At 62.0% G+C, this 22634-nt stretch carries 20 protein-coding genes and 4 tRNA genes; 15 read left to right on the forward strand and 9 right to left on the reverse strand.

All coding sequences use genetic code 11. The features are described from left to right. Together GTP45_RS13975 and GTP45_RS13980 are read right to left on the reverse strand one after the other, a co-directional pair. Complete coding sequence (locus tag GTP45_RS13975; RefSeq protein WP_161014492.1) at nt 1-357, reverse strand: STAS domain-containing protein; 357 nt, start codon at nt 355-357, stop codon at nt 1-3. A gap of 7 nt (nt 358-364) precedes the next feature. After that, nucleotides 365-1216: an STAS domain-containing protein gene (locus tag GTP45_RS13980; RefSeq protein WP_161014493.1), complete on the reverse strand. Its 852-nt coding sequence runs from the start codon at nt 1214-1216 to the stop codon at nt 365-367. A gap of 170 nt (nt 1217-1386) precedes the next feature. Between GTP45_RS13980 and GTP45_RS13985 the strand changes: the two genes are divergently transcribed. The 3 genes from GTP45_RS13985 to GTP45_RS13995 are packed head-to-tail and all read left to right on the forward strand — an operon-like array spanning nt 1387 to nt 3541. Next, nucleotides 1387-1743, forward strand: a complete 357-nt coding sequence (locus GTP45_RS13985; RefSeq protein WP_161014494.1) for a GntR family transcriptional regulator — start codon at nt 1387-1389, stop codon at nt 1741-1743. Continuing rightward, nucleotides 1740-2597: an ABC transporter ATP-binding protein gene (locus GTP45_RS13990; protein ID WP_161014495.1), complete on the forward strand. Its 858-nt coding sequence runs from the start codon at nt 1740-1742 to the stop codon at nt 2595-2597. The genes GTP45_RS13985 and GTP45_RS13990 overlap by 4 nt, the downstream gene beginning before the upstream one ends. Next, the gene (locus GTP45_RS13995) at nt 2594-3541 is read left to right on the forward strand and encodes a hypothetical protein (RefSeq protein ID WP_161014496.1); all 948 of its coding nucleotides are present in this window, start codon (nt 2594-2596) and stop codon (nt 3539-3541) included. The genes GTP45_RS13990 and GTP45_RS13995 overlap by 4 nt, the downstream gene beginning before the upstream one ends. Before the next feature lie 3 nt (nt 3542-3544). On the opposite strand, the gene GTP45_RS14000 is transcribed toward GTP45_RS13995, so the two are convergent. The 4 genes from GTP45_RS14000 to rnr all read right to left on the reverse strand — a co-directional run bounded on the left by GTP45_RS14000 (nt 3545) and on the right by rnr (nt 8300). Then, nucleotides 3545-4213 (reverse strand): YceH family protein, encoded by a 669-nt coding sequence (locus GTP45_RS14000; protein WP_161014497.1) that lies wholly within the window; start codon nt 4211-4213, stop codon nt 3545-3547. A 12-nt stretch (nt 4214-4225) separates the two neighbouring features. Continuing rightward, the gene (cysE, locus tag GTP45_RS14005; RefSeq protein ID WP_161014498.1) at nt 4226-4963 is read right to left on the reverse strand and encodes a serine O-acetyltransferase; all 738 of its coding nucleotides are present in this window, start codon (nt 4961-4963) and stop codon (nt 4226-4228) included. A gap of 136 nt (nt 4964-5099) precedes the next feature. Further along, entirely contained in the window at nt 5100-5846 is a 747-nt protein-coding gene (gene rlmB / locus GTP45_RS14010; RefSeq protein ID WP_161014499.1) for a 23S rRNA (guanosine(2251)-2'-O)-methyltransferase RlmB, read from the reverse strand. Next, complete coding sequence (gene rnr, locus GTP45_RS14015) at nt 5847-8300, reverse strand: ribonuclease R (RefSeq protein ID WP_161014500.1); 2454 nt, start codon at nt 8298-8300, stop codon at nt 5847-5849. A 287-nt stretch (nt 8301-8587) separates the two neighbouring features. On the opposite strand from rnr, the gene GTP45_RS14020 reads away from it, so the two are divergent. Then, nucleotides 8588-8672, forward strand: a tRNA-Leu gene (locus GTP45_RS14020). Between the two features lie 39 nt (nt 8673-8711). On the opposite strand, the gene GTP45_RS14025 is transcribed toward GTP45_RS14020, so the two are convergent. Next, the gene (locus GTP45_RS14025; protein ID WP_161014501.1) at nt 8712-10307 is read right to left on the reverse strand and encodes an ATP-binding protein; all 1596 of its coding nucleotides are present in this window, start codon (nt 10305-10307) and stop codon (nt 8712-8714) included. A gap of 148 nt (nt 10308-10455) precedes the next feature. Between GTP45_RS14025 and GTP45_RS14030 the strand changes: the two genes are divergently transcribed. The 3 genes from GTP45_RS14030 to GTP45_RS14040 all read left to right on the forward strand — a co-directional run bounded on the left by GTP45_RS14030 (nt 10456) and on the right by GTP45_RS14040 (nt 11098). Continuing rightward, nucleotides 10456-10540, forward strand: a tRNA-Leu gene (locus GTP45_RS14030). A gap of 360 nt (nt 10541-10900) precedes the next feature. Further along, nucleotides 10901-10985: transfer RNA gene (locus GTP45_RS14035), tRNA-Leu, on the forward strand. A 28-nt stretch (nt 10986-11013) separates the two neighbouring features. Continuing rightward, a tRNA-Leu gene (locus GTP45_RS14040) sits at nt 11014-11098 on the forward strand. Nucleotides 11099-11144: 46 nt separating this feature from the next. Here the strand turns inward: GTP45_RS14040 and GTP45_RS14045 are convergent. Further along, nucleotides 11145-11993 carry an SDR family oxidoreductase gene (locus GTP45_RS14045; RefSeq protein ID WP_161014502.1) on the reverse strand — a complete coding sequence of 283 codons (849 nt, stop codon included), beginning with the start codon at nt 11991-11993 and terminating at the stop codon, nt 11145-11147. Between the two features lie 97 nt (nt 11994-12090). On the opposite strand from GTP45_RS14045, the gene GTP45_RS14050 reads away from it, so the two are divergent. The 8 genes from GTP45_RS14050 to GTP45_RS14085 all read left to right on the forward strand — a co-directional run bounded on the left by GTP45_RS14050 (nt 12091) and on the right by GTP45_RS14085 (nt 21455). Continuing rightward, nucleotides 12091-12501, forward strand: a complete 411-nt coding sequence (locus GTP45_RS14050) for a winged helix-turn-helix transcriptional regulator (RefSeq protein ID WP_161014503.1) — start codon at nt 12091-12093, stop codon at nt 12499-12501. A gap of 75 nt (nt 12502-12576) precedes the next feature. Further along, on the forward strand, nt 12577-14778 hold the full coding sequence (locus GTP45_RS14055) for an ATP-binding protein (protein ID WP_161014504.1): 2202 nt from the start codon (nt 12577-12579) through the stop codon (nt 14776-14778). Nucleotides 14779-14875: 97 nt separating this feature from the next. Further along, on the forward strand, nt 14876-16033 hold the full coding sequence (locus GTP45_RS14060; protein WP_166454626.1) for a GGDEF domain-containing protein: 1158 nt from the start codon (nt 14876-14878) through the stop codon (nt 16031-16033). A 3-nt stretch (nt 16034-16036) separates the two neighbouring features. Next, nucleotides 16037-16246, forward strand: coding sequence for a hypothetical protein (locus GTP45_RS14065; RefSeq protein ID WP_161014505.1), 210 nt, complete (start codon nt 16037-16039; stop codon nt 16244-16246). A 67-nt stretch (nt 16247-16313) separates the two neighbouring features. Next, the gene (locus GTP45_RS14070; protein ID WP_161014506.1) at nt 16314-16877 is read left to right on the forward strand and encodes a phasin family protein; all 564 of its coding nucleotides are present in this window, start codon (nt 16314-16316) and stop codon (nt 16875-16877) included. 140 nt (nt 16878-17017) lie between these two features. Continuing rightward, nucleotides 17018-18658 (forward strand): VRR-NUC domain-containing protein, encoded by a 1641-nt coding sequence (locus GTP45_RS14075; protein ID WP_161014507.1) that lies wholly within the window; start codon nt 17018-17020, stop codon nt 18656-18658. After that, on the forward strand, nt 18655-20961 hold the full coding sequence (locus tag GTP45_RS14080; protein WP_161014508.1) for an ATP-dependent DNA helicase: 2307 nt from the start codon (nt 18655-18657) through the stop codon (nt 20959-20961). The genes GTP45_RS14075 and GTP45_RS14080 overlap by 4 nt, the downstream gene beginning before the upstream one ends. A 35-nt stretch (nt 20962-20996) precedes the next feature. Beyond that, the gene (locus GTP45_RS14085) at nt 20997-21455 is read left to right on the forward strand and encodes a nuclear transport factor 2 family protein (RefSeq protein WP_161014509.1); all 459 of its coding nucleotides are present in this window, start codon (nt 20997-20999) and stop codon (nt 21453-21455) included. Here the strand turns inward: GTP45_RS14085 and GTP45_RS14090 are convergent. Further along, complete coding sequence (locus GTP45_RS14090; protein ID WP_161014510.1) at nt 21445-22629, reverse strand: FAD-dependent monooxygenase; 1185 nt, start codon at nt 22627-22629, stop codon at nt 21445-21447. The genes GTP45_RS14085 and GTP45_RS14090 overlap by 11 nt on opposite strands. Nucleotides 22630-22634: the final 5 nt, after the last annotated feature.

Consider the following 22634-nt stretch of genomic DNA (forward strand, 5'->3'; position numbering starts at 1 on the left):
TCAGTTATAGTTCTTCCCGAGCAGTTTCATGCCCCGCTCGACATTCAGGGCGGTTTTCACGCCGGGCAGGGTCAGGCCCAGCTCCACCAGCGTGATCGCCACCGCCGGCTGCATGCCGACCAGCACGGTATCGGCGTCGAGCACGCGCGCCATGGCGGCGGTGTTGCTGATCATGCGGCCGATGAAGGAGTCCACCAGGTCCAGCGCGGAGATGTCGATCAGCACGCCCTTGGCGTGGTCGCTCACAATGCGCTCGGTCAGATCATCCTGCAAAGTGATGGCAAGGCGGTCATGCATGTCGACCTGGATGGTCACCAGCAGCAAGTCACCTATGCGCAAAATAGGGATGCGTTCCATCGTCCGCTCACCCCTTGCGGCTGATAGTGGCCCCCACCCGGTCCAACGCCACCACGAAGGCGTCGGCCAGCGTGGCCTTGGTGATCACATCCTCCAGATTAACGCCCAGGTGCACAATGGTCTGGGCAATCTGCGGGCGGATGCCGCTGATAATGCAATCCGCGCCCATCAGGCGGGCCGCTGCGATGGTTTTCATCAGGTGCTGGGCCACCAGCGTATCGACCGTGGGCACGCCGGTGATGTCGATAATGGCGATGGCGGCGCCGGTCTCCACCACTTTCTCCAGCAAGCTTTCCATCACGACCTGGCTGCGCGCGCTGTCCAGCGTGCCGATCAGCGGCAACGCCAGGATGTCCTGCCACAACTTGACCACCGGGGTCGACAGCTCCATCAGTTCGTGCTGCTGGCGCACGATGATCTGGTCGCGGCTCTTTTGGAACACTTCCACCGTGTACAGCCCCAGTTGGTCGAGGATGCTGCTGATCGCCCACAGGGCATCGGCCAGCACCGTCGGCTCATCGGCCAGTTCGCGGCGCAGCATGGTGAACAGCGGTTGCTTGAGCGAGAACACAAACGTGGCCGTCTCGTTGGGCGTGGAACCCTGCTTGGCACGCTGGCTGGAAATTTCATTCAACAGGTTGCGCACCTCGTCCCAGTGGCGCAGATTGATATCCTCGTTGCCGCCCGTCGCCAGCGCTACCGGCAGCAAGATCAGGAACTGGCGGGTGTGGCGCTGCACCGTTACATCGTCGCCACGGAAACTTTTGCCCGACAATTCCTGAATCCAGGTGCTCAGGATGTCGCTCTCATGCTGCGTGATCAACGTGCCGACACGCAGGACGGTAGTATTGGTGCTCATGCATTCCCCTGTTATTGGTTGAACTGATAACGTAATCACCTGACTATATAGCAACTAGCAAATAATGACGTTTTTTTAATCGTGCGCGCAAAAATGCTTGTTTTTTTGATTCCTAGTGTTATAGTTCACTACAACACCACTTCATCAACACACGTAAGGGGTAACCATGTATGTGGAATGACAACGCGCCGATTTATCGGCAGCTGAAGGACAAGGTGGTCGGCATGATGCTCGACGGCCTGTTGAAACCGGGCGATGCCCTGCCCTCGGTGCGGCAAATCGCCGCCGATTATCAACTCAACCCGATCACGGTTTCGCGTGCCTACCAGGAGCTGGTGGACGAAACGCTGGTCGAAAAACGGAGGGGATTAGGTATGTACGTCACTGATGGCGCCCGCGATAAATTGCTGGCCACCGAGCGCGAGCGCTTTCTGCGCGAAGACTGGCCAACCTTGCTGGAACGCATCCGCCGCCTCGGCCTCGACCTGGAGGCCTTGCTGAAGGCGGCGCCGGGAGGTACGGCATGAGCGCCATCATTACCGCCACCAACCTGGGCAAGCGCTACGGCAAGCAAACCGCGCTGGACGGCACCAGTTTCCAGGTCGAAGCCGGCCGCATCGTCGGCCTGATCGGCCCCAACGGTTCCGGCAAGACCACCACCCTCAAGGCCATCCTCGGTCTGACCCAGTTCGAGGGCGAGCTGTCGGTGCTGGGCATGGATCCGCGCACCCAGCGCGAAGAACTGATGAACGAGGTTTGCTTCATCGCCGACGTTGCCATCCTGCCGCGCTGGCTCAAGGTCAAGGACGCCATCGATTTCGTCGAAGGCGTGCACCCGCGCTTTGACCGCGCCAAGGCCGAGAAATACATCGCCAACACCAAGCTCAAGCCGGAGATGAAGGTCAAAGCCATGTCCAAGGGCATGGTGGTACAGCTGCACCTGGCGCTGGTGATGGCGATCGACGCCAAGCTGCTGGTGCTGGACGAGCCGACCCTGGGGCTGGACATCCTGTACCGCAAGCAGTTCTACCAAAACCTGCTGGAAGACTACTTCGACGAGAACAAGACCATCCTGATCACCACCCACCAGATCGAGGAAGTCGAGCACATCCTCACCGACCTGATGTTCATCGAGAACGGCAAGATTTCGCTGGCCGCGTCGATGGATGAAGTGGGCGAGCGCTTTACCGAGGTGATGGTGGAGCCGCAGTTCGTGGCGGCCGCCAACGCGCTGCAGCCATTGAGCCAGCGCACCGTGTTCGGCAAGGCCGTGATGCTGTTTGACGGCGTGCACCGCCAACAGCTGTCGAATTTTGGCGAACTGCGCACGCCGAGCGTGGCGGATCTGTTCGTCGCCACCATGAAAGGAAGCTACGCATGAAAACCATGAAATGGCTGATCAAGCGCGAAATCTGGGAACACAAGGGCATGCTGTTCTGGACGCCGGTGGTGATCGCCACCGCCGTCGCGCTGCTGGTGCTCGCCAGCCTGTTCCTCGGCAAAATGAGCGGCATCAATGTCGACGGCCATAACATCGGCACTGTCACCATCGAAGGCGCGGTGCGCATGCGCATAGCCGAAACGCTGTCGCAAGCCTACATCGGCGCCGGCATGCCGGTGCTGATGGTGCTGGGCCTGCTGGTGTTCTTCTACTGCCTCGGCGCGCTGCACGACGAGCGCCGCGACCGTAGCCTGCTGTTCTGGAAATCGCTGCCGGTGTCGGACTTCACCACCGTGATGTCCAAGCTGCTGCTGGCCGTGGTGGTCGCGCCGCTGATTACGATAGCCATCGCCATCGTGCTGGGACTGGTGGTGCTGGTGGCCGCCTGCATCATGCTGCTGACGCACGGCACCAACCTTTTCGGTGCAGTGCTGGCTTCGCCGGACTTCTGGCTGTCGCCGCTGCGCTTGATCGGTTTGCTGCCGGTGTACGTGCTGTGGGCCTTGCCGACCGTGGGCTGGCTGCTGATGGTGTCGAGCATGGCGCGCTCCAAGGTGTTCCTGTGGGCCGTCGGTACGCCGGTGATTACCTCGCTGCTGATACTCTGGGCTGAGAAAGCGCTGAACTTCGGCATTAATACCGCTTGGTTCGCCGAACACATCACCAACCGCATCCTGTTGGGCGTAGTGCCGGGCTCGTGGCTGATCTTTAGCAAGGACACCGTCGCCATCGCACATCAGGATCACAAGATGGCGCTGCCGGATGCGATCTTCAACGCCTCGTGGTCGACCTTGGGCGGCGCCAGCGTGTGGATCGGCGCAGCAGCCGGCGTGGCGATGATTGCCGTTGCCGTCTACATGCGCCGCCGCCGCGAAGAGGCGTGAGGCTTATTCGAACTGCTTGCGGAATTCAGCGAACTGCGCGGTCAGGTCTTCGACTTGCTTGCGCAGTTGCTGTACTTCCTGCTCCAGCGCGCCGATGCGGGTGCCCTGCCCGCCGCCGCTCACCGATCCACCCAGGCTGGCCGCGGTTTCTTCGCGCGCCAGCGCATCTTCCCCGCCCAGCAACTGGCCGTAGCGCGGCTCCTTGGTGCCCGGCGCCAGCGCCAGGCGCGACACCAGCGGCGGATATTTATCGATCAGGAATTGCAGCGCCAATTCCACATCGCCCACCGATTTGAATTCGTGCAGGCGGCCGCTGCGGGTGCGGATTTCGCCGGCCGTTTGCAGGCCGCGCAGCATCAGGATGGTCAACACCGCCAGCTTGTCCTGCTCCAGCGACCACTTGATGCGCATGCGATGCTCGTACTTGGTCACGCGCGCTCCGGCCTGCGTGATGCCGTTGACGTACTTGCGCTGCATCAGGCGCTGCAGCACCTCGGCCACCGTGTCTTCCGACAGCGCCATCACCGGGTCGCGGCTCGATAGCTGATTGCAGCCGTTCACCAGCGCATTCAGGGACATCGGGTAGTTATCCGGCGTCAGCGCTTCTTTCTCGGCCAGCACGGCCAACACGCGGATTTCAAACGGGTCCAGTACTTCGGCGCCTTCTTCCATGGCCTGCTTCCTTTATTCGACGAGCTTGTTGAGTTGGGCGGAATTTAATTTATCACAGTCGGGTACGCTCTGACACTCCAGGCCCGCCGCCTTCATGGTTGCCACCAGCTGTTCGATGCGCTGCTCTTGCTTGACCGCGTTTTCGATCAGGCCGCGCAGCGCCTTCGACAACGGATCGTCGCCGTTCGGCGTGACGCCGTAAGCGGCAAACGGATTGGCCGCCGCGCTCATCGCATCCTTCTGCACGATGTGGGCTGGATTGCCGACCGCGGTGGCGCCCGGCGGCACCGGTTTCAGCAGCACGGCGTTGGAGCCCACCTTGGCGTACTCGCCCACGGTAAAGCCGCCCAGCACCTTGGCGCCGGCGCCGACGATGACGCCGCGCCCCAGCGTCGGATGGCGCTTGGTGCCGGTGTGCAGCGAGGTGCCGCCCAGCGTCACGCCCTGGTAGATGGTGCAATCGTCGCCGACCTCGGCGGTCTCGCCGATCACCACGCCGAAGCCGTGGTCGATGAACACGCGGCGGCCGATGGTCGCGCCGGGATGGATTTCAATCCCGGTAACAATGCGCGCAAGATAAGAGATGAAACGTCCTAGCCATTTCATCTTGTGCGTCCAGCACCAATGCGCCCAGCGGTGCATGACGATGGCTTGCAAACCGGGGTAGCAGGTCAGCACCTCCCATGCGTTGCGGGCAGCGGGATCGCGTTCGATGATGCTGTTGATGTCTTGGCGGAGACGATGAAACATGGCTTATCCAGAATGACAACCGGTGCTTTCATGGTAGCTTATCCGGCTGGGAGTTGCTGAACAGCGGCTGACTTCGATGGGGAGGAAGAGCACCAGCGGCCCTCGAAGTCGGCCGCCGGTGTTTGCGTATCGCTGCTTATGCTTCCTTGGCGATACGCTGGCGGCGGGCCTCGTACAGACAGACGCCCGATGCGACCGACACGTTCAGACTCTCCACCGAGCCGAACATCGGGATGTTGACCAGAATGTCGCAGGTTTCGCGCGTCAGGCGGCGCATGCCCTCACCTTCCGAGCCCATCACCAGCGCGGTCGGGCCGGTGAAGTCGGCTTCGTACAAGCCCTTGTCGCCGTCATCGGAGGTGCCGATCAGCCAGATGCCGCGATCCTTCAGCTCGCGCAAGGTGCGCGCCAGATTGGTCACGGTAATGTAAGGCACGGTCTCGGCCGCGCCCGAAGCCACCTTGGCGGCAGTCGCATTCAAACCAACGGCGCGATCCTTGGGCACGATCACCGCGTGCGCGCCAACGCCGTCGGCCACGCGCAGGCAAGCGCCCAGATTGTGCGGATCGGTAATGCCGTCCAACACCAGCAGCAGCGGCGGGCCGTCGATCGCGTCCAGCAGCTCGTCCAGATTGCGCGCCAGCGCCAGCTGCGAGGCAAACGCGATCACGCCCTGGTGGCGGCGGGTGCCAACGATCTTGTCCAGGCGGGCCGAATCGACCGGCATCACGCGCACGCCGGCCGCTTTCGCGTTGGCGATCAAGTCCTTCATGCGGCGGTCGTCGCGCGTGGCGTCGACGAAAATTTCTTCCACCGAGGCGGCTTCGTGACGCAGGCGCGAGGTCACCGCGTGGAAACCGAAAATCATTTTGTTCTTACTCATTTATCGCTTCTTCTTACTTTTTGGGGCAGCTTTTTTCACTGCCCGAGGTTTGGCTGCGGGTGCAGCCTTGGGCTTGCTGGCAGCGTTAGGCTTGGCTGCCGGTTTGGCGGCAGCAGGCTTGCGGGCTGGCGTGCCTGGCTTTGCGGCCGGGATCGCCGGGCCAGGCTTGATGTTGGTCTTGCTTGCCTTGGAAGGCGCGTCCGGCTTGCCTTCGCGCGGCTCGGGCGCATCGGCGCCGGCCAGTCGCAGGTCGATCTTGCGCGACTCCAGGTCAACGCGCACCACTTGCACGCTGACGCGGTCGGTCAGCTGGTACTTCTTGCCGGTGCGCTCGCCTTTCAGCTCGTGGCGGGCGTCGTCGTACTGGAAGTAATCGGCGCCGAGGTCGGTCACGTGCACCAGGCCTTCCACGAACAGCTGATCCAGCTGCACGAAGATGCCGAAAGTGGTGACGCCGGTAATGATGCCGGTGTATTCCTCGCCCAGCTTATCCTGCATGTAGTAGCACTTGAGCCAGTTCTCAACATCGCGCGAAGCCTCGTCGGCGCGGCGCTCGTTGGCCGAGCAGTGCACGCCGAGCGCGTCCCACACGGTCATGTCGGCGGCTTTTTTCTCTTTGCCTTCCGCCTTGTCCTTGGCTTGCTGCTTGCGGGTGGCGTTCGAGACGTTGGTGTTCAGCACACTGTTGTCAGCGATCTTGGGCTCGTACTTTTTACCCAGCAGGATAGCCTTGATGGCGCGGTGCGTCAGCAAGTCCGGGTAGCGGCGGATCGGGCTGGTGAAGTGGGCATAGGCCTCGTACGCCAGGCCGAAGTGGCCGATGTTATCGGGCGAGTACACCGCCTGCTGCATCGAGCGCAGCAGCATGGTTTGCAGCAGCGACGCGTCCGGGCGTTCCTTGATCTGCTTCATCAGCGCGGCGTAGTCGGCTGCGGCCGGCTTGTCGCCGCCGTTCAGCACCAGGCCCACTTGCTTGAGGAAGGTGCGCACTTGCTTGAGCTTTTCAGCGGTCGGCGTGGCGTGGATGCGGTAGGTGCCCGGATGCTTGTGGCGGATCAGCAGATCGGCCGCGCACACGTTGGCGGTCAGCATGCACTCTTCGATCAGGCGGTGCGCATCGTTGCGGGTGCGCGGGATGATTTTTTCGATCTTGCCGTTCGGATTGCAGACGATGTAGGTTTCGGTGGTTTCGAAATCGATGGCACCGCGTTCCGCGCGCGCTTTCAGCAGCGCCTGGAACACGTCGTACAGATTGTTCAGGTGCGGCACCAGGCTGGCGCGGCGCTTGGCTTCCGGGCCCTTGGTGTTGCCGAGGATGTCGGCCACTTCGGTGTAGGTCAGGCGCGCGGCCGAGTGAATCACGGCGGGGTAGAACTGGTAAGCCGTGATCTCGCCCTTGGCGGTAACCACCGCGTCGCATACCAGTGTCAGGCGGTCAACCGCTGGGTTCAGCGAGCACAGGCCGTTGGACAGCTTCTCCGGCAGCATCGGAATCACGCGGCGCGGGAAGTAGACCGAGGTGCTGCGTTGCAGCGCGTCGGCGTCCAGCGCATCGTTCGGCTTGACGTAGTGGCTGACGTCGGCAATTGCGACGATCAGGCGATAGCCCTTGGCGCGGCCGATCTTGATCGGTTCGCAATAGACGGCATCGTCGAAGTCGCGCGCGTCTTCGCCGTCGATGGTGACCAGCGGCACGTCGCGCAAATCAACGCGGTCGCCCCAATCGCTTTCGCGCACCACGTCCGGCAGCTTGTTGGCTTGCTTGAGCGCGGCGTCCGAGAAAATGTGCGGCACGCCGAACTTGCGCACGGCGATTTCGATTTCCATGCCCGGGTCGTCCAGCGAGCCCAGCACTTCAACGATCTTGCCGACTGGCTGCTTGAAGCGCATCGGCTGTTCGGTCAATTCCACGCTGACGATCTGGCCGGCCTTGGCCTTGCCGATCGAACCTTCCACCAGCACGTCTTGCGAAATGCGCTGATCTTCCGGCGCCACAACCCAGGCGCCGTTTTCGTTCAGCAGGCGGCCGATGATGTGGGTGTTGGCGCGCTGCGTCACCTCGACGATGGTCGCCTCGGCGCGGCCGCGGCGGTCCACGCCGACGACCTTGGCCAGCACGCGGTCGCCATGCAGCACTTTCTGCATTTCCTTCTCGGGCAGGAACAGGTCTTCGCCCGGCTCGTCCGGGATCACAAAGCCGAAGCCATCGCGGTGGCTGCTGACGCGGCCGGCGATGAAACCGGTCTGCGTGGCCAGCGAGTAGTGGCCGGCGTCGTCAACGATGATCTGGCCGTCGCGGTGCATCGCGTTCAGGCGGCGCGACAGGATAGCCTGGGCGTCGGTGGCGACTTTCAGCGATTTCGACAGGGCGCGCAGGTCTAGCGGGCCTTTGGCGCTGCGGAAGATGCCGAGAATTTCCTCCCGGCTGGGAATGGTGTGTGTAGATTGGTTCAAAAGTTTTTTCTTATTTTTACGTTGTTAGCATATATATGGCATGGCGACAGGCGTAGTGTACTTGGAAACGCTGGGCTTGACCATTTCGTACGCTGCCAGCGGTGGCAGCGAAATAATTTTTGGAAGGCATTTGACTTCGCCAAGGAATCCTCTATAATTCTGGTCTCTCGCAGCGCAAGCAGCGAGAACTGCTAGACAGGGTTGATGTGCAGCAAGGAATGTAAAAGTTCATCTGGCGCAAAACTCTCCCGGTCGATATAATAGCAGAGTTGTTGAGAAGCATCAGTGCCCACGTGGCGGAATTGGTAGACGCGCATGGTTCAGGTCCATGTGCCGCAAGGTGTGGGGGTTCGAGTCCCTCCGTGGGCACCACAGAATTCCGCAAAAAAAGCCGCCCTCGGGCGGCTTTTTTCATTCTGTCCATTCCAATTTCAGATGGGCGCCAATTTCCCTCAGCAGATCGTTTTCGTTGACTGGTTTAGCCAGGAAGGCGTTGGCGCCAACCCCCAGCGAACGCTCCTCCTCTTCCGGCGTGGAGCTGGCGGAAATCATCAATACCGGCGTATCCGCAGTGCGCGCATCTGCACGCAAGCGGCGCGTGGTTTCGATGCCATCCATATCAGGCATCACCATATCCAGCAACACCATGTCGGGCCGAATGGCCTGGGTTTGCATCAGCGCCGACGAGCCACTTTCCGCCTCCACCGTGCGGAAGCCGAGCGAACCCAATAGATCGCGCAGCAGCGCGCGATTGGTAGCCACGTCATCCACCACCAAAATCGTCTTGCGCGGACCGACGTAACCTGTGGCGATATGCTCACTCGATACTTTTGCGCCTGGCACGCTCACTACTTTCAGCGGCACATCGAACCAAAAGCGGCTCCCCTTGCCCGGCGCACTTTCCACTTGCAGCACGCCGCCCATCAATTGCACTAGCTGCCTGCTAATGGCGAGGCCGAGGCCGGTGCCGCCGGCGCGGCGCGAGGCGTCGCCGACTTGCTCAAACGGACGGAAAATAACCTCTTGCTGATCCGCCTCGATGCCGATGCCCTCATCAATAACTTCAAAGCGCAGCCGCGCCACATCAGCGCCCTGCCCTTGCTCAGCCGGCAGCGGCGCCACCCGTAGACGCACCGCACCGCGGTCAGTGAATTTGAGGGCATTGCCCAGCAAGTTAAGCAGCACCTGGCGCAAGCGGGTCTCATCCACACTAACGGCTTGCGGCAAGCCCTCCGCCAACTCCAGCTCAAACTGCAAATGCTTTTGCTCGGCACGCACACGCATGATGTCGGCCACCACCGACAGCAAATCGCCCAGCCGCACCGGCTTGGGATGAAACTCCATCTTGCCGGCATCCACGCGTGACAAATCGAGCACGTCGTTTATCAGCGCCAGCAAGTGCTGACCACCCTGCTGAATGGTGCTGAGACCCGTTTGCTGCGGCACCGTCAGCGCCTTATCGCGCTTGAGGATTTGCGTGTAGCCGAGGATGGCGTTGAGCGGCGTACGCAGCTCGTGGCTCATCGAGGCGAGGAAGGCGCTCTTGGCGCGGTTGGCAACCTCGGCACGCTCCATGGCGGCGCGCAAATCGTCGTTAGCTTTTTGCAGTTCGGCGTTGACGGCGGCCAGCTGCGCCGGACTGGGGATGCGCAGCGCAATTGGAATCAGGCGGATCATGGCGATGGCAGTCACCACCGAGGCGGCGGCAGTGATCGCCTTGAGCGATACCGACAGCACGTAATCCGGCCTCCACACCACCCAGATATCAACCACGTGGGTAGCGCCGCAAGCGAGAATGAACACGCCGAAGGCGATGAACATCCAGTCAAACGGCATATCGCGGCGCTTGCGGATGAAATAAATCAGGCTGACGGGGATGCTGAGGTAGGCTAGTGCGATCAAGGCGTCGGAAATCACGCTCGTCCACAGAATGGACGGGATCCACAGAAAACAATGGCCGTGCGGCATAAAGCCTTCGCTGTTGAACCAGCTGCTAATCATTTCCATTTCCCATCTCCGGCATTGTTGAAATGACAGGATTAAGCTTACGAAACTCGCATGGAACATGCAAGCAGAAAAATACTTGCAGAAAACAACCAATCCCCGTAAAATGCTGGCCTCTGACGCGAACAACGCAGCAGAGAGAAGTAAAAATGCCCACGTGGCGGAATTGGTAGACGCGCATGGTTCAGGTCCATGTGCCGCAAGGTGTGGGGGTTCGAGTCCCTCCGTGGGCACCAAAAATTCCGCGAAAAAGCCTCCTTCGGGAGGCTTTTTTGTTTTCCAGCCCATTCAGGGTCAGCTCTGTCATTTGGACAGTCAGGCAAGACATCTGCGAAATATCAATACCTGCTCCAGTATTTTAATCACCAACCACATCCGCAAATCGCGATTGGCGATGTCGAAATTTTGCGACTTCCTTTGATATTTCTCAAATATGGTCTACCGCTGTCCAAATGACAGAGCTGACCCCGAATTGATGTCGCAGAAATAATTTCACAAAAGCAGCAATTTGCTATTGACGGGTGCGCGATCGGCCTTTAAGATGCGTGCCTTCTGTTGCAGAACAACGCAGCAGAAAGTAGCGAGACAGTATCAGCGCCCACGTGGCGGAATTGGTAGACGCGCATGGTTCAGGTCCATGTGCCGCAAGGTGTAGGGGTTCGAGTCCCTTCGTGGGCACCAAGCGCTGATGACTGTTGATGTTACAAATGCCCACGTGGCGGAATTGGTAGACGCGCATGGTTCAGGTCCATGTGCCGCAAGGTGTGGGGGTTCGAGTCCCTCCGTGGGCACCAAGAATTCCGCAAAAAGCCTCCTTCGGGAGGCTTTTTTCATTTCTGCTTACAGCGCGGCTTTCACAGCGGCTTCCAGCGAGATGGTTGGGTGGCCGATCAGCTTGCTCAGGGTGCGGCTGTCATCGAACAGCGCGCCTTTGGCGGCCTGGGCATCGGAGTCGGCGATCAGGTCGGCCAGCGCGGCTGGCAGGCCAACATTCACCAGCAGTTCACGGTACTCTTGCTGCGGCAGATTGTGGAACGGGATGGTTTTACCGGTTTGACGCGAGACTTCCGCCGCCAGTTCCGCAAGCGTGAAGCCGGTGTCGCCGGCCAACTCGTACACCTGCTCCACCGGACCAGCAGCGCTCAGCACCACGGCCGCCGCCTCAGCATACTCGGCACGCGCTGCCGCCGAGATGCGCCCCTCGCCCGCCGCGCCAACCAAGGCGCCATGCGCCACCGCGCCGCCCAAGCTGACGGTGTGATTCTCTACGTACCAGCCATTACGCAAGAAACTAAACGGCACGCCCGAAGCCCGCACCGCCTCTTCCGTCTCGCGGTGCTCGCCCGCCAAGCCCAGCGTCGAGCGATCCGCATGCAGCACGCTGGTGTAAGCCAGCAAGCCCACTTTCGCGCGGGCAGCCGCGTCAATCGCATTGCGGTGCTGCGCCACGCGCTTGCCCAGGTCATTCGACGAAATCAGCAACACCTTGCTTGCACCCTGGAAGGCCGCATCCAGCGAGGCCGGATCAGTGTAGTCAGCACGGCGAACCTGCACGCCTTGCGCCGCCAGATCGGCCGCCTTGGCCGGATCGCGCACGGCAGCGACGATCTGCGCCGCCGGGGTGGTTTTGAGCAGGTTGGCAATCACGAGACGGCCCAGTTGGCCGGTTGCAGCGGTTACGACAATCATGGAATCCTCCGTTGAAAAATTGATGGGAGCATGATATCGGCTATACTTACGAATTGTAAGTACGCACATTTTAGTAAGTACCACCGGAGAGCCCACCATGACCAGCAAATCCCTGCGCCAAACCATCCAGGCGATGAATCAAGATCCCCAGCGCGCCCAGGTAATGGCCGCCGACTGTCCATCGCGCGCCGTGCTCGGCCACATCACCAGCCGCTGGGGCGTGCTGGTGCTGGTGATGCTGCTGGAACGTACGCACCGCTTCAGCGAACTGCGCCGCGCCGTCGGCGGCGTCAGCGAGAAGATGCTGGCGCAAACGCTGGACGCCCTCGCCCACGACGGCCTGGTGTTGCGCGTGGCCCATCAGGTAGTGCCGCCGCATGTCGAGTACAGCCTGACGCCGCTGGGCCGCCAAGCCGCCGAACGGCTGGAGGTGCTGGTCGACTGGATCGAGGAGAATTTCCCACTGATCCAACAAGCGCAAGAGGAGTACACGCGCAAGGCGGCATAAACTGGCCGCGCGCGGCGATCTTGTAATACACTGGTTTCCACGCCGCCCTGCGGAGCCGCAATAGACCAAAACCAGATGCCGCCGTTCTCTCCTGATCAGCCGCACACCATCCTGATTGCCGCCAGCGCGGCATATGACGCCGCCGCGCTCCGACGCATGCTGGCCCGCCATCATTTAAAGGTTCACGCCGTCACCCGCGGCGACGAGGCGCTGGGCGTAGCGCGCCAGGGCAATGTGGTGCTGGCTTTGCTGGACGTGGCGCTGGCCGGCAGCGCCAGCCTTGAGCTCTGCCATCGCTTGCAAAAAGCCAGCGACCGGCCGCTGCCGGTATTCCTGCTGTCCACCCACCCGAGCGAGGAAGAACGCGCACGCGCCAATGAAGCCGGGGCCGCCGCCTACCTGCCGATGAGTTTCCCCATCGACGATATGGCGGAAAAAATCCTGCTCTACCTGCATGCCATTTCGCCCGCGCCGGTACTGGCCGGCATGCCGACCATGGCGACGCTGGAAGTCAATTACCACACCATGCTGGCCGGTTCGCCGGACGCCATCCTGCTGATCCAGCGCGGCAGCAACCGCATCCTCGACGTCAACCGCCGCACGCGCCAGCTGTTCGGCATGACCGAGACCGAACTGCTGCAAACCGATTTGCTGTCGCTATGCCCGCCGGTGCAGCCGGGCGGCCAGCCCAGCCAAAACGTGTTTGCCGCCGATCTCGAGCAAGTGATGTCGGGCGAGGTGCAGCTATTCGAACTGGAGATGCTGCACAGCTCCGGCCGCGCCCTTGCGTGCGAATTGCGCATGGTGCCGCTGACCACGCAGGCACACCGGTTAATGCACGTGCGCATTGTCGACGTCACCGCCCGCAAGCTGGCGGCCGAACTGCGCGACGGCAAAAACGCGCTGCTGGAAATGATCGCGCGCGGCGCGCCGATGCAGGAGACGCTCGACAAGCTGGTGCGCCTGATCGAGGCCCAGCTGGACGGCGGCTACTGCACCGTGATGCTGCTCAATCCCGACGGCGTGACCGTGCAAAGCGTCGCCGGCCCCAGCATGCCGCCCGATTACATGAACGCCCTCAACGGCCTGCCGATCGGCCCGGCGGCCGGTTCCTGCGGCACTGCCATGTACCGCAAGCAAACCGTGATCGTCAGCGACATCCTCAACGATCCGCTGTGGACGCCCTACCGCAATGCCGCCCTTCATTACGGCCTGCGCGCCTGCTGGTCGATGCCGATCTTGCAGGACAAGGATAAAGTGCTGGGCTCGTTTGCCATGTACTACCGCGAAGAGCGCGAGCCTAACGACGATGATCGCCGCCTGATCCACGCCGCCACGCACCTGGCCGGCATCGCCATCGCCAGCACGCACCGCGAGGAAGAGCTGCAGCGCCACCGCGAGCATCTGGAAGAACTGGTCGCGGCCCGCACCGCCGAACTCCAGCACGCCAAGGAAGAAGCCGAGCACGTCAACGAAGAACTGACCACCGCGCTGGACAATCTCAGCATGACGCAAGAGGAGTTAGTCCGGCGCGACAAGCTGGCCGCGCTGGGCGCGCTGGTGGCCGGCGTGGCGCATGAACTGAGCACGCCGATCGGCAACAGCCTGACCATGGCCGGCAGCATGAGCGAACGCACCGCCGAACTGCGTCACGATCTGGAAAGCGGCCTGCGGCGCTCGGTGCTGCAAGCCTACCTGGACGAGGCCGCCGCCGCCGATGAAGTGGTGCTGCGCAACCTCAACCGCGCCGCCGCGCTGGTGGCCGGCTTCAAGCGCATCGCGGTCGATGGCGGCGACAGCCAGCGCAGCCGCTTTGTGCTCGGGGACGTGGTGGCGGCGCTGCTGGAGTCAGTGCAGGGCGAGGTGCGCCAGCGTGAACTGGATCTGGTCGAAGACGTCGAACACTGGCTGGAAATGGACAGCTACCCCGGCCCCCTCACGCAAGCGCTGCACAACCTGATCGAGAACAGCCTGGTGCACGGCTTTGGCGGCCGCGCGCACGGCCAAGGCAGCATCACCCTGTCGGCCCACGACAGCGGCAACGGCGAAATCGCCATCACGCTGAGCGACACCGGCGCCGGCATTCCGGCTGACAACCTGCCGCGCATTTACGATCCCTTCTTTACCACCCGGCGCGGCGCGGGCGGCTCCGGGCTCGGTTTGTATATCACACACAACATCGTGACCGGCGTGCTGGGCGGCCGGATCGAGGCGGCCAGCACGCCGGGCCAAGGCACCAGCTTCATGGTGCGCCTGCCGAAAGTGGCGCCCGTGTAGCCCGCCATGAAGTTTTTTCCACTCCGCAATTGTTGCAGTCGTATAATTGCCGGTATCAGACCGGCAAGCAGCCGGCTTACAGCGGAGACACGCGACCATGCCATCCAATCCCGTTCCGTCCAGGACAATTAAAGTAGCGCCGCTGCGCTGCGAGTTCTGCGACGCCACGACCGAGACCGAGTTCCTGCGTCACCACCTGGCGATGACGCAGGCGCAGTTGCGCGTGACCTTCCTGTTCTGCGCCCTGTTCTACCTGTGCTTTGCGGCGACCGACCTGATCTGGGTCGGCTACGAACTGAAAACCTGCTTGCTGGTCGGCGCGCGCATTGCCGTGGCGGCCGTGGTGCTGACCTGCCTGGCGCTCCTCAAGCGCCGCCCGGACTCGATTCCGTTCACGCGGGTGGCGGCCAACATTGTCGAAGTGGCCGGCACGGCCGGCTTCCTGCTGATCGCGGCGCTGCGGCCGACCGAGTTCTCGCTGCACGCGATCTCAATGTCCATCGTCATCATCGTGCTGTACATCTACATCCCGAACCGGCTGATCTACGCCGTCGCCATCGGCGCGCTGTCGACCGCGATGTTCGTGCTGCTGGCGTGGTGGCTGGGCGCCCTGCAAACGATGGAACTGTTGACCATGGCAGCGCTGCTGGGCTTGACCAACCTGTTCGGCTACGTGGCGGCGCGGCGCTACCAAATCCTGTGGCGCGAAGAATACAGCGCCCAGATGGTGCTGAAAAACCTGTCGGTGCGCGATCCGCTGACCGGCTGCTACAACCGGCGCCACCTGCACGAGCAATTGCTGGAAACGGAAATCTCGCGCGCCCAGCGCTACCGGCTGAGCCTGACCGTCATCATGAGCGACCTCGACCACTTCAAGGCCGTCAACGACACCTACGGCCACTACGGCGGCGACGCGGTGCTGCAACGCTTTGCCGCCCTGCTGCAATCGATGACGCGCGACAGCATCGACAGCGTGGTGCGCTACGGCGGCGAGGAATTTCTGCTGATCCTGCCGGAAACCGACCTGGCTGGCGGCGAGCTGCTGGCCGAGCGCCTGCGCCAAACGCTGGCTGACACCCCGGTCGAGCACGACGGCCAGCAGATCCACGTCACCGCCAGTTTCGGCGTGGCCAGTGTCGACTTCGCCACCTCCACCCACGAAGCCCACGTCAACATGATCGCGGCCGCCGACGATTTGTTGTACGCTGCGAAAAACAGCGGCCGCAATCGCGTCTGCGCGCAACAACTGATGTGAGATATGAAAAAGTTCAAACCAAAAGCCATCCTGCTGTTCGCGCTGGCCTCCTGCTGTGGTTCGCTGGCGGCAGAGCCGGCGCCCTGGTGGAAGTGGCGCAGCAAGATTGATGGCGCGTTCGTCTGCTCGCAAACACCGCTGGGGCCTGGCTGGACCAAGGCCTACGGGCCATTTCGCGATGCCCGTTGCGAGAAGTTAATTGTTGTTAGATAATCAAATCACAAAAAGTTCGACCGGAGTTGCTACAAGCTGCATCCCACACTAATCATGAGGAGACTGTATGTTTACGAACCCAGAACAATTTGCCAATGCCACCAAGGCGCTGTTTGAATTCCAGCTTGAAACCTTCAACACCCTGACCAGCAAGACCGTGCAGGGCGTCGAGCAAGTGATCGCTCTCAACCTCTCCACCGCCAAATCGCACCTTGAAGACGGCCTGGCCGCCGGCAAGGAAATCAGCCAGGCGCAGGATCCGAAAGCCGCGATCAAGCTGGCCGCCGACCAAATCCAGCCGGGCGTAGCGAATGCCGCCGTCTACCAGCAGCAACTGGGCGACATCATTGCCGAGATCCGCGAAGAATTCACCCGCGCCGCCGACGCCCACGTGGCCGAAGCCAAGAGCAACCTGAGCGCGCTGATCTACGACGTCACCAAGAACGTGCGTCCCGGCTCGGAAAACGCCGTGCAGATCGTCAAAACCGCGATCGACAACGCCTTTGCCGGCTACGAGCAAGTGACCAAGGCCACCAAGCAAGCCGTGCAGGCAGTAGAAGCGGAAATCGCCAAAGCCAATGCCTTGGTCACCACCGCCGCGCCAGCCAAACCGGCCAAAGCCAAGAAATAAAATCCGGGGTCAGTTCTGCCAATCGCACACGGACTCATGTACCAAAGGCAGAACTGACCCCGAATATTTTGCTGTACCGGCGGGGGCGAACGCGATACACTGTACATAAATACAGTTAATCGCCGTTCGTCCCCGCTGCAATGATCAAAGTCCTTGAAAATCCGTTCTACTACCTGGAGAATTTTCACCGGGTACTGGCGTGGATCAGCGAACGCTACGATGATCTGCTGACCGCCGACGAGCGGCATTTCCTCACCACCTTCCCCACGCTGCCCCAGCCCTCGCGCGCGCTGTTCGTGCGCATGGTGATGCGCAAAGGCACCGTGTTTCGCGCCAGTAAATTGGTCTACGCCGAAATCGGCAGCACGCATGAGGCGGCGCGTCCACTGGCCGAATTGCGCTTCATCGAGGAAGATCCGCAGCTTGGTCTGGACGCCCTGTTCGATCTGCTGCAAAAACCGGAAATCGCCAAGGTCTTCAAGCTGGCCACGCACGTCAAGCACTTGCGCAAGGCCGAGCAGCTTGAAGCCCTGCGCGAAGAATACGACGCCGAGCGCCGCTTCTCCGGCTGGTACGCCAACTCCGGCGATCACGTCTACCGCAATCTCACGCAGGAACTGTGCGACCGCCTGCGCCTGATCTTCTTCGGCAATTACTACCAGGACTGGACTGATTTCGTGCTGTCCGACCTGGGCATCTATCAGTACGAAAAGGTCGAGTTCTCGCCGGCCGCGCGCGGTTTCCGCAGCCGCCGCGATATCGACGATTTCCTCGCCATCCACCAATGCCACGAGCGCTTTGCCGAAGGCGAGGACGTGGCCGTCGTCATCGCCGACCTGCCGCCCTGCGCGCCCGACAACGAATGGCTGCGCAGCCGCCGCAACAAGCTGCTGTTCACCATCGCCCAGCACGTGGAGAAGCAGGCCGACTGGCCAGCCGCCTACGCGCTGTATGCTGATTGCGATTACCCCGGCGCCCGCGCCCGCGCCATCCGTGTGCTGGAAAAAAACCAGCAGCCGCGCGAGGCTTTCGACTTGCTGCAAACCGCCATGCAAGCGCCGGAGAGCGAGGCCGAACGCCAGCAGTTGCTGCGCATGGCGCCGCGCCTTGCGCGCAAGCTCGGTCACGCCAAACCGCCGCCGGTGACGCTGGCGCAGGCCGAGCGCATCGACCTGAATCTGCCGCCGCCGCAGGAAGACTACTACGTCGAATTCGTGGTGCGCGACCATTTGCACAGCGACGACGCGCCGGTCTACTACGTCGAGAACTCGCTGATGAATTCCCTGTTTGGCCTGCTGTGCTGGGACGCGGTGTTCTCGCCGATACCGGGTGCGTTCTTCCATCCGTATCATCGCGGCCCGGCTGATTTGCACAGCGCCGACTTCCTGCGCCGCCGCGCGCAGCAGTTTGCGGAGGCCTTCACGCAGCTGGACAGCGATGCCTACCGCGCCACCATCCGCGCCAACTACGCCGCCAAGTTCGGCATCCAGTCGCCGTTCCTGTACTGGGAAGCGATTAGCGAGGAACTGCTGGAGATGGCGCTGGACTGCATTCCACCGCTGCACCTGAAGCGCGCATTTGAGCGCATCCTGCTCGACATCAAATCCAACCGCAGCGGCTTCCCCGACCTGATTCAGTTCTGGCCGGCGGAACGCCGCTACAACATGATCGAAGTAAAAGGCCCGGGCGACCGCTTGCAGGACAACCAGCTGCGCTGGATCGAATACTGCGCCGCGCACCAGATGCCGATCTCGGTCTGCTACTTGCAGTGGGCGGCATGACGCAGTCCGCCCGCTACACCGTTGCCGTGCGCGCCCTGTGCGAGTTCACCGCCAAGACTGGCGACCTCGATCTGCGCTTCACGCCCTCGCCCACCGCGCAGGAAGGCATCGCCGGCCACGGTGTGGTGACTTCGCGCCGCGATGACGATTACCAAACCGAGATCGCACTCTCCGGCGACTTCGGCCCGCTGCACGTGCGCGGCCGCGCGGACGGCTACGACATCCACGCCAACCGCCTCGAAGAAATCAAGACCTATCGCGGCGATTTGAAGAAGATGCCGGACAATCAGCGCGCGCTGCACTGGGCGCAGGTCAAAATCTACGGCCACTTGCTGTGCAAGGATCAAGGACTGGCAAAGATCCGCCTCGCGCTAGTCTACTTCGACATCGGCAGCCAGAAGGAAACCGTGCTGCATGAAGATTACACGGCGGCCGATCTGCAAGCCTACTTCGAACAGCAGTGCGGCCTATTCCTGCAATGGGCGCAGCAGGAAATGGCGCACCGCGCGGAACGCGACCAACAGCTCAAGGCGATGCGCTTCCCCTACGGCGATTTCCGTCCAGGCCAGCGTCAATTGGCGGAAGCCATGTACCGCGCCAGCAATCGTAAGGTTTGTTTGCTGGCGCAAGCTCCGACAGGCATCGGCAAAACCGTCGGCAGCCTGTTCCCGATGCTGAAGGCCAGCGCCGAACATGGCGTCGACAAGATCTTCTTCCTCGCCGCGAAGACCTCGGGCCGGCAAATGGCGCTGGATGCGGTGGACTTGATCCGCGAAGGCGCGCCGCTGCTGCCGTTACGCACGCTGGAACTAGCGGCTAAAAGTACCGCCTGCGTCAACCCGGACAAGGCCTGCCACGGCGACTCCTGCCCGCTGGCGAAAGGCTTCTACGACCGCCTGCCTGCCGCGCGCGAGTCGGCGCTGGCCATCATGGCGCCGTCGCCCAATGGCAGCGCGCCGCCGGCACTGGATCGCGATACGCTGCGCGCCATCGCCCTCGCCCACAACGTCTGCCCATACTACTTGAGCAGCGAATTGGCGCGCTGGTGCGACATCGTCATCGGCGACTACAACTACTACTTCGACATCAGCGCCATGCTGCACAGCCTTACGCAGCTCAACGACTGGAAGGTCAACGTGCTGGTGGACGAAGCGCACAACATGGTCTCCCGCGCGCGCAAAATGTACTCCGCCGACATGGAGCACGACAGCCTGCGCCTGCTGCGCAAAATCGTCCCCGACGAATTGAAAAAACCATTGGATCGCGTGCACAAGCAATGGAACCAGCTGGAGAAAGACCAGGCGTCCGAGTACCAGTCGTACGCTGAACTGCCGGAAAAATTCATGGGCGCGTTGCAGACCGCATCCACCGCCATCTCCGATTACATGGCCGATCACCCGAGCTACGTCGAGCCGGATCTACAAAACTTCTACTTCAACGCGTTGATGTTCGCGCGCCTGGCGGAGAGCTTCGGCGACCACGCGCTGTTCGATATCGAGAAAACGCCGGGCGCGCGCGCCGCCAATAGCAACTCCGTGCTCTGCATCCGCAACATCGTGCCGGCCCCGTACCTGAAGCCGCGCTTTGAAAGCACACACACCACGGCGCTGTTTTCGGCCACGCTCAGTCCATGGAACTACTTCGGCGATATGCTCGGCATGCCGGAGACCACGGCCTGGGTCGACGTGGAATCGCCATTCGTGGCGGAGCAGTTATCGGTGCAAGTGGCGAAGCACATCTCCACGCGCTACCAGCATCGCCAGCAATCTCTGCGTCCCATCGCAGACTTGATGGGCAAGCAGTACGCGCAACAGCGCGGCAACTACCTCGCCTTCTTCAGCAGTTTCGATTACATGGAAAAGGCGGCCAACCAATTCAGCGAACTGCATCCCGACGTGCCAACGTGGCGTCAATCGCGCCGCATGGACGAAGCGGAACGCACGCAATTCCTCGACCGCTTTACGCTTGACAGCGAAGGTATCGGCTTCGCTGTACTCGGCGGCTCGTTTGGCGAAGGCGTGGACTTGCCGGGCGCGCGCCTGATCGGCGCCTTCGTCGCCACGCTGGGTCTCCCGCAAATCAATCCCGTCAACGAGCAAATCCGCCAGCGCATGGAGACCATCTTCGGCGCAGGCTACGACTACACCTATACCTATCCCGGCATGCAGAAAGTGGTGCAGGCAGCGGGCCGTGTGATCCGCACGCAGTCCGACAAAGGCACTGTATATTTGATCGACGACCGCTTCGCCCGCCCCGAGATCCAGGAGCTCATGCCTAACTGGTGGCGCATCGAAATCGCGTAAGATACCTGTTCATCGCAACCACCTGGAGGCCGGTCATGAAAAAATGGAGCAGCATCTTGTTGTGTGTGTTGGCAGGAACCGCGCAGGCAAACGACGCGGCGCTCAGCGCCACCATCGCCAAGCTGGATACCGAAATGTTCAACGCCTTCAATCACTGCGACCAGCCGGGCCAGTTGGACAAGTACGCGAGCTACTTCGATCCCAACATCGAGTTCTACCACGACAATGGCGGCGTAACGTGGACGCGCGACGCGATGATCGCCAGCACGCAGAAGAATGTCTGCGGCCACTTCCGGCGCGAGCTGGTGGCCGGCAGCCTCAAGGTGGTTCCCGTGAAGGACTTCGGCGCCATCGCCACCGGCTCGCACACTTTCTGCCAATTCGCTAGCAACAAGTGCGAGGGGATCGCCGAATTCACTCTCGTCTGGCGGCTCCGCGAAGGCGCATGGCAAGTCACGCGCGCCCTCAGCTACGGTCACCGCGCTAACCAGTAAGCTCGTCCACGCCCCATACGCGACCGGCAAAATAGGTAGCGCCGTCGCGGGTGTTCATTAGGTCGCGGAAGATGGCGTTGAGGGCGCGCCCTTCGGGCGTTGGCCGCATCACGGCGACTTGGGCGCGCGACCAGTCCAGCACTTTTGCGCCGATGGTGTGGCGCTCGGCGTGGTAGCTGTCCAGTAGATCGGCAGGCGCTTCACCGTGAATGGTGGCGGCCAGCTTCCAGCCAAGATTCATGGCGTCGCCGATGCCGAGGTTGAGACCTTGGCCGCCCAGCGGCGCGTGGATGTGCGCGGCGTCGCCGGCCAGCAGGATGCGTCCATTACGGTATTGCGTGGCTTGCCGCGCGCGGTCAGTCCACGTGGTGGCGACGTGCAGTGCGGCGATGGTCACTTCGATGCCGGAGATGCGGCGCAGGACTGCTTGCAGATGTTCTCGCGTGACCGGCGCGCCGGTTTGGTGGAAGGCGCCGTCGTCAAAGTCCTGTAAGTTCAGATAGCCCGGCTGCGATTGGAAGTACATGCCGCGCTCAGTGACCACGCGACCGGGCGCCAACAAGTCCGCGTCGAGAAAGTCGACCTTGGCCGAGTAGCCGGTGAATTCAGGCTCGGTGCCGGCGAATTCAAATCCGCCCTGCTTGCGCACCACGCTGCGCCCGCCGTCGCAGCCAACTAGCCAGCCCGCACGCGCGCTCTGTCCCGCGGCGTACACGGTCACGCCATCGCTGTCTTGTTCGAAGCCGGTGATGCCCGCACCGCGCCGGATCTCCACGCCCAGCTCCAGGGCGCGGCGTGTCAGCACGGCTTCCAGTTCAGCCATCTCGGACAATAGGCTCAGTGGCAAATCCGTCGGCCAGCGTGACATATCGATATTGTCAAACTCAAAGGGGATGCCTGCGAAGTGGCCGGCCTGCCTGGTGCGCTTGCCCGTGAAGGGGTTCTGCAAGCGCTTGGGCACTTCCATTTGATCCAGCAAGCCGCGACGATGCAGCACCTCTATCGACGGCGCGGAAAGTCCGCGTATCCCAAACGGCAGCTGCTTCAACGGCGAGTGCGGATCTTCCGCCTTCTCAAGGGTGAGGACAGAGCAGCCGGCCAGCGCCAGCTCGCAAGCGAGGAGCAGGCCAACCGGCCCGGCGCCTGCAACGATAACGTGATGTGATGTATTCATGCCCC

The sequence above is a fragment of the Duganella rivi genome (genome assembly GCF_009857435.1).
Taxonomy (GTDB): domain Bacteria; phylum Pseudomonadota; class Gammaproteobacteria; order Burkholderiales; family Burkholderiaceae_D; genus Rugamonas; species Rugamonas rivi.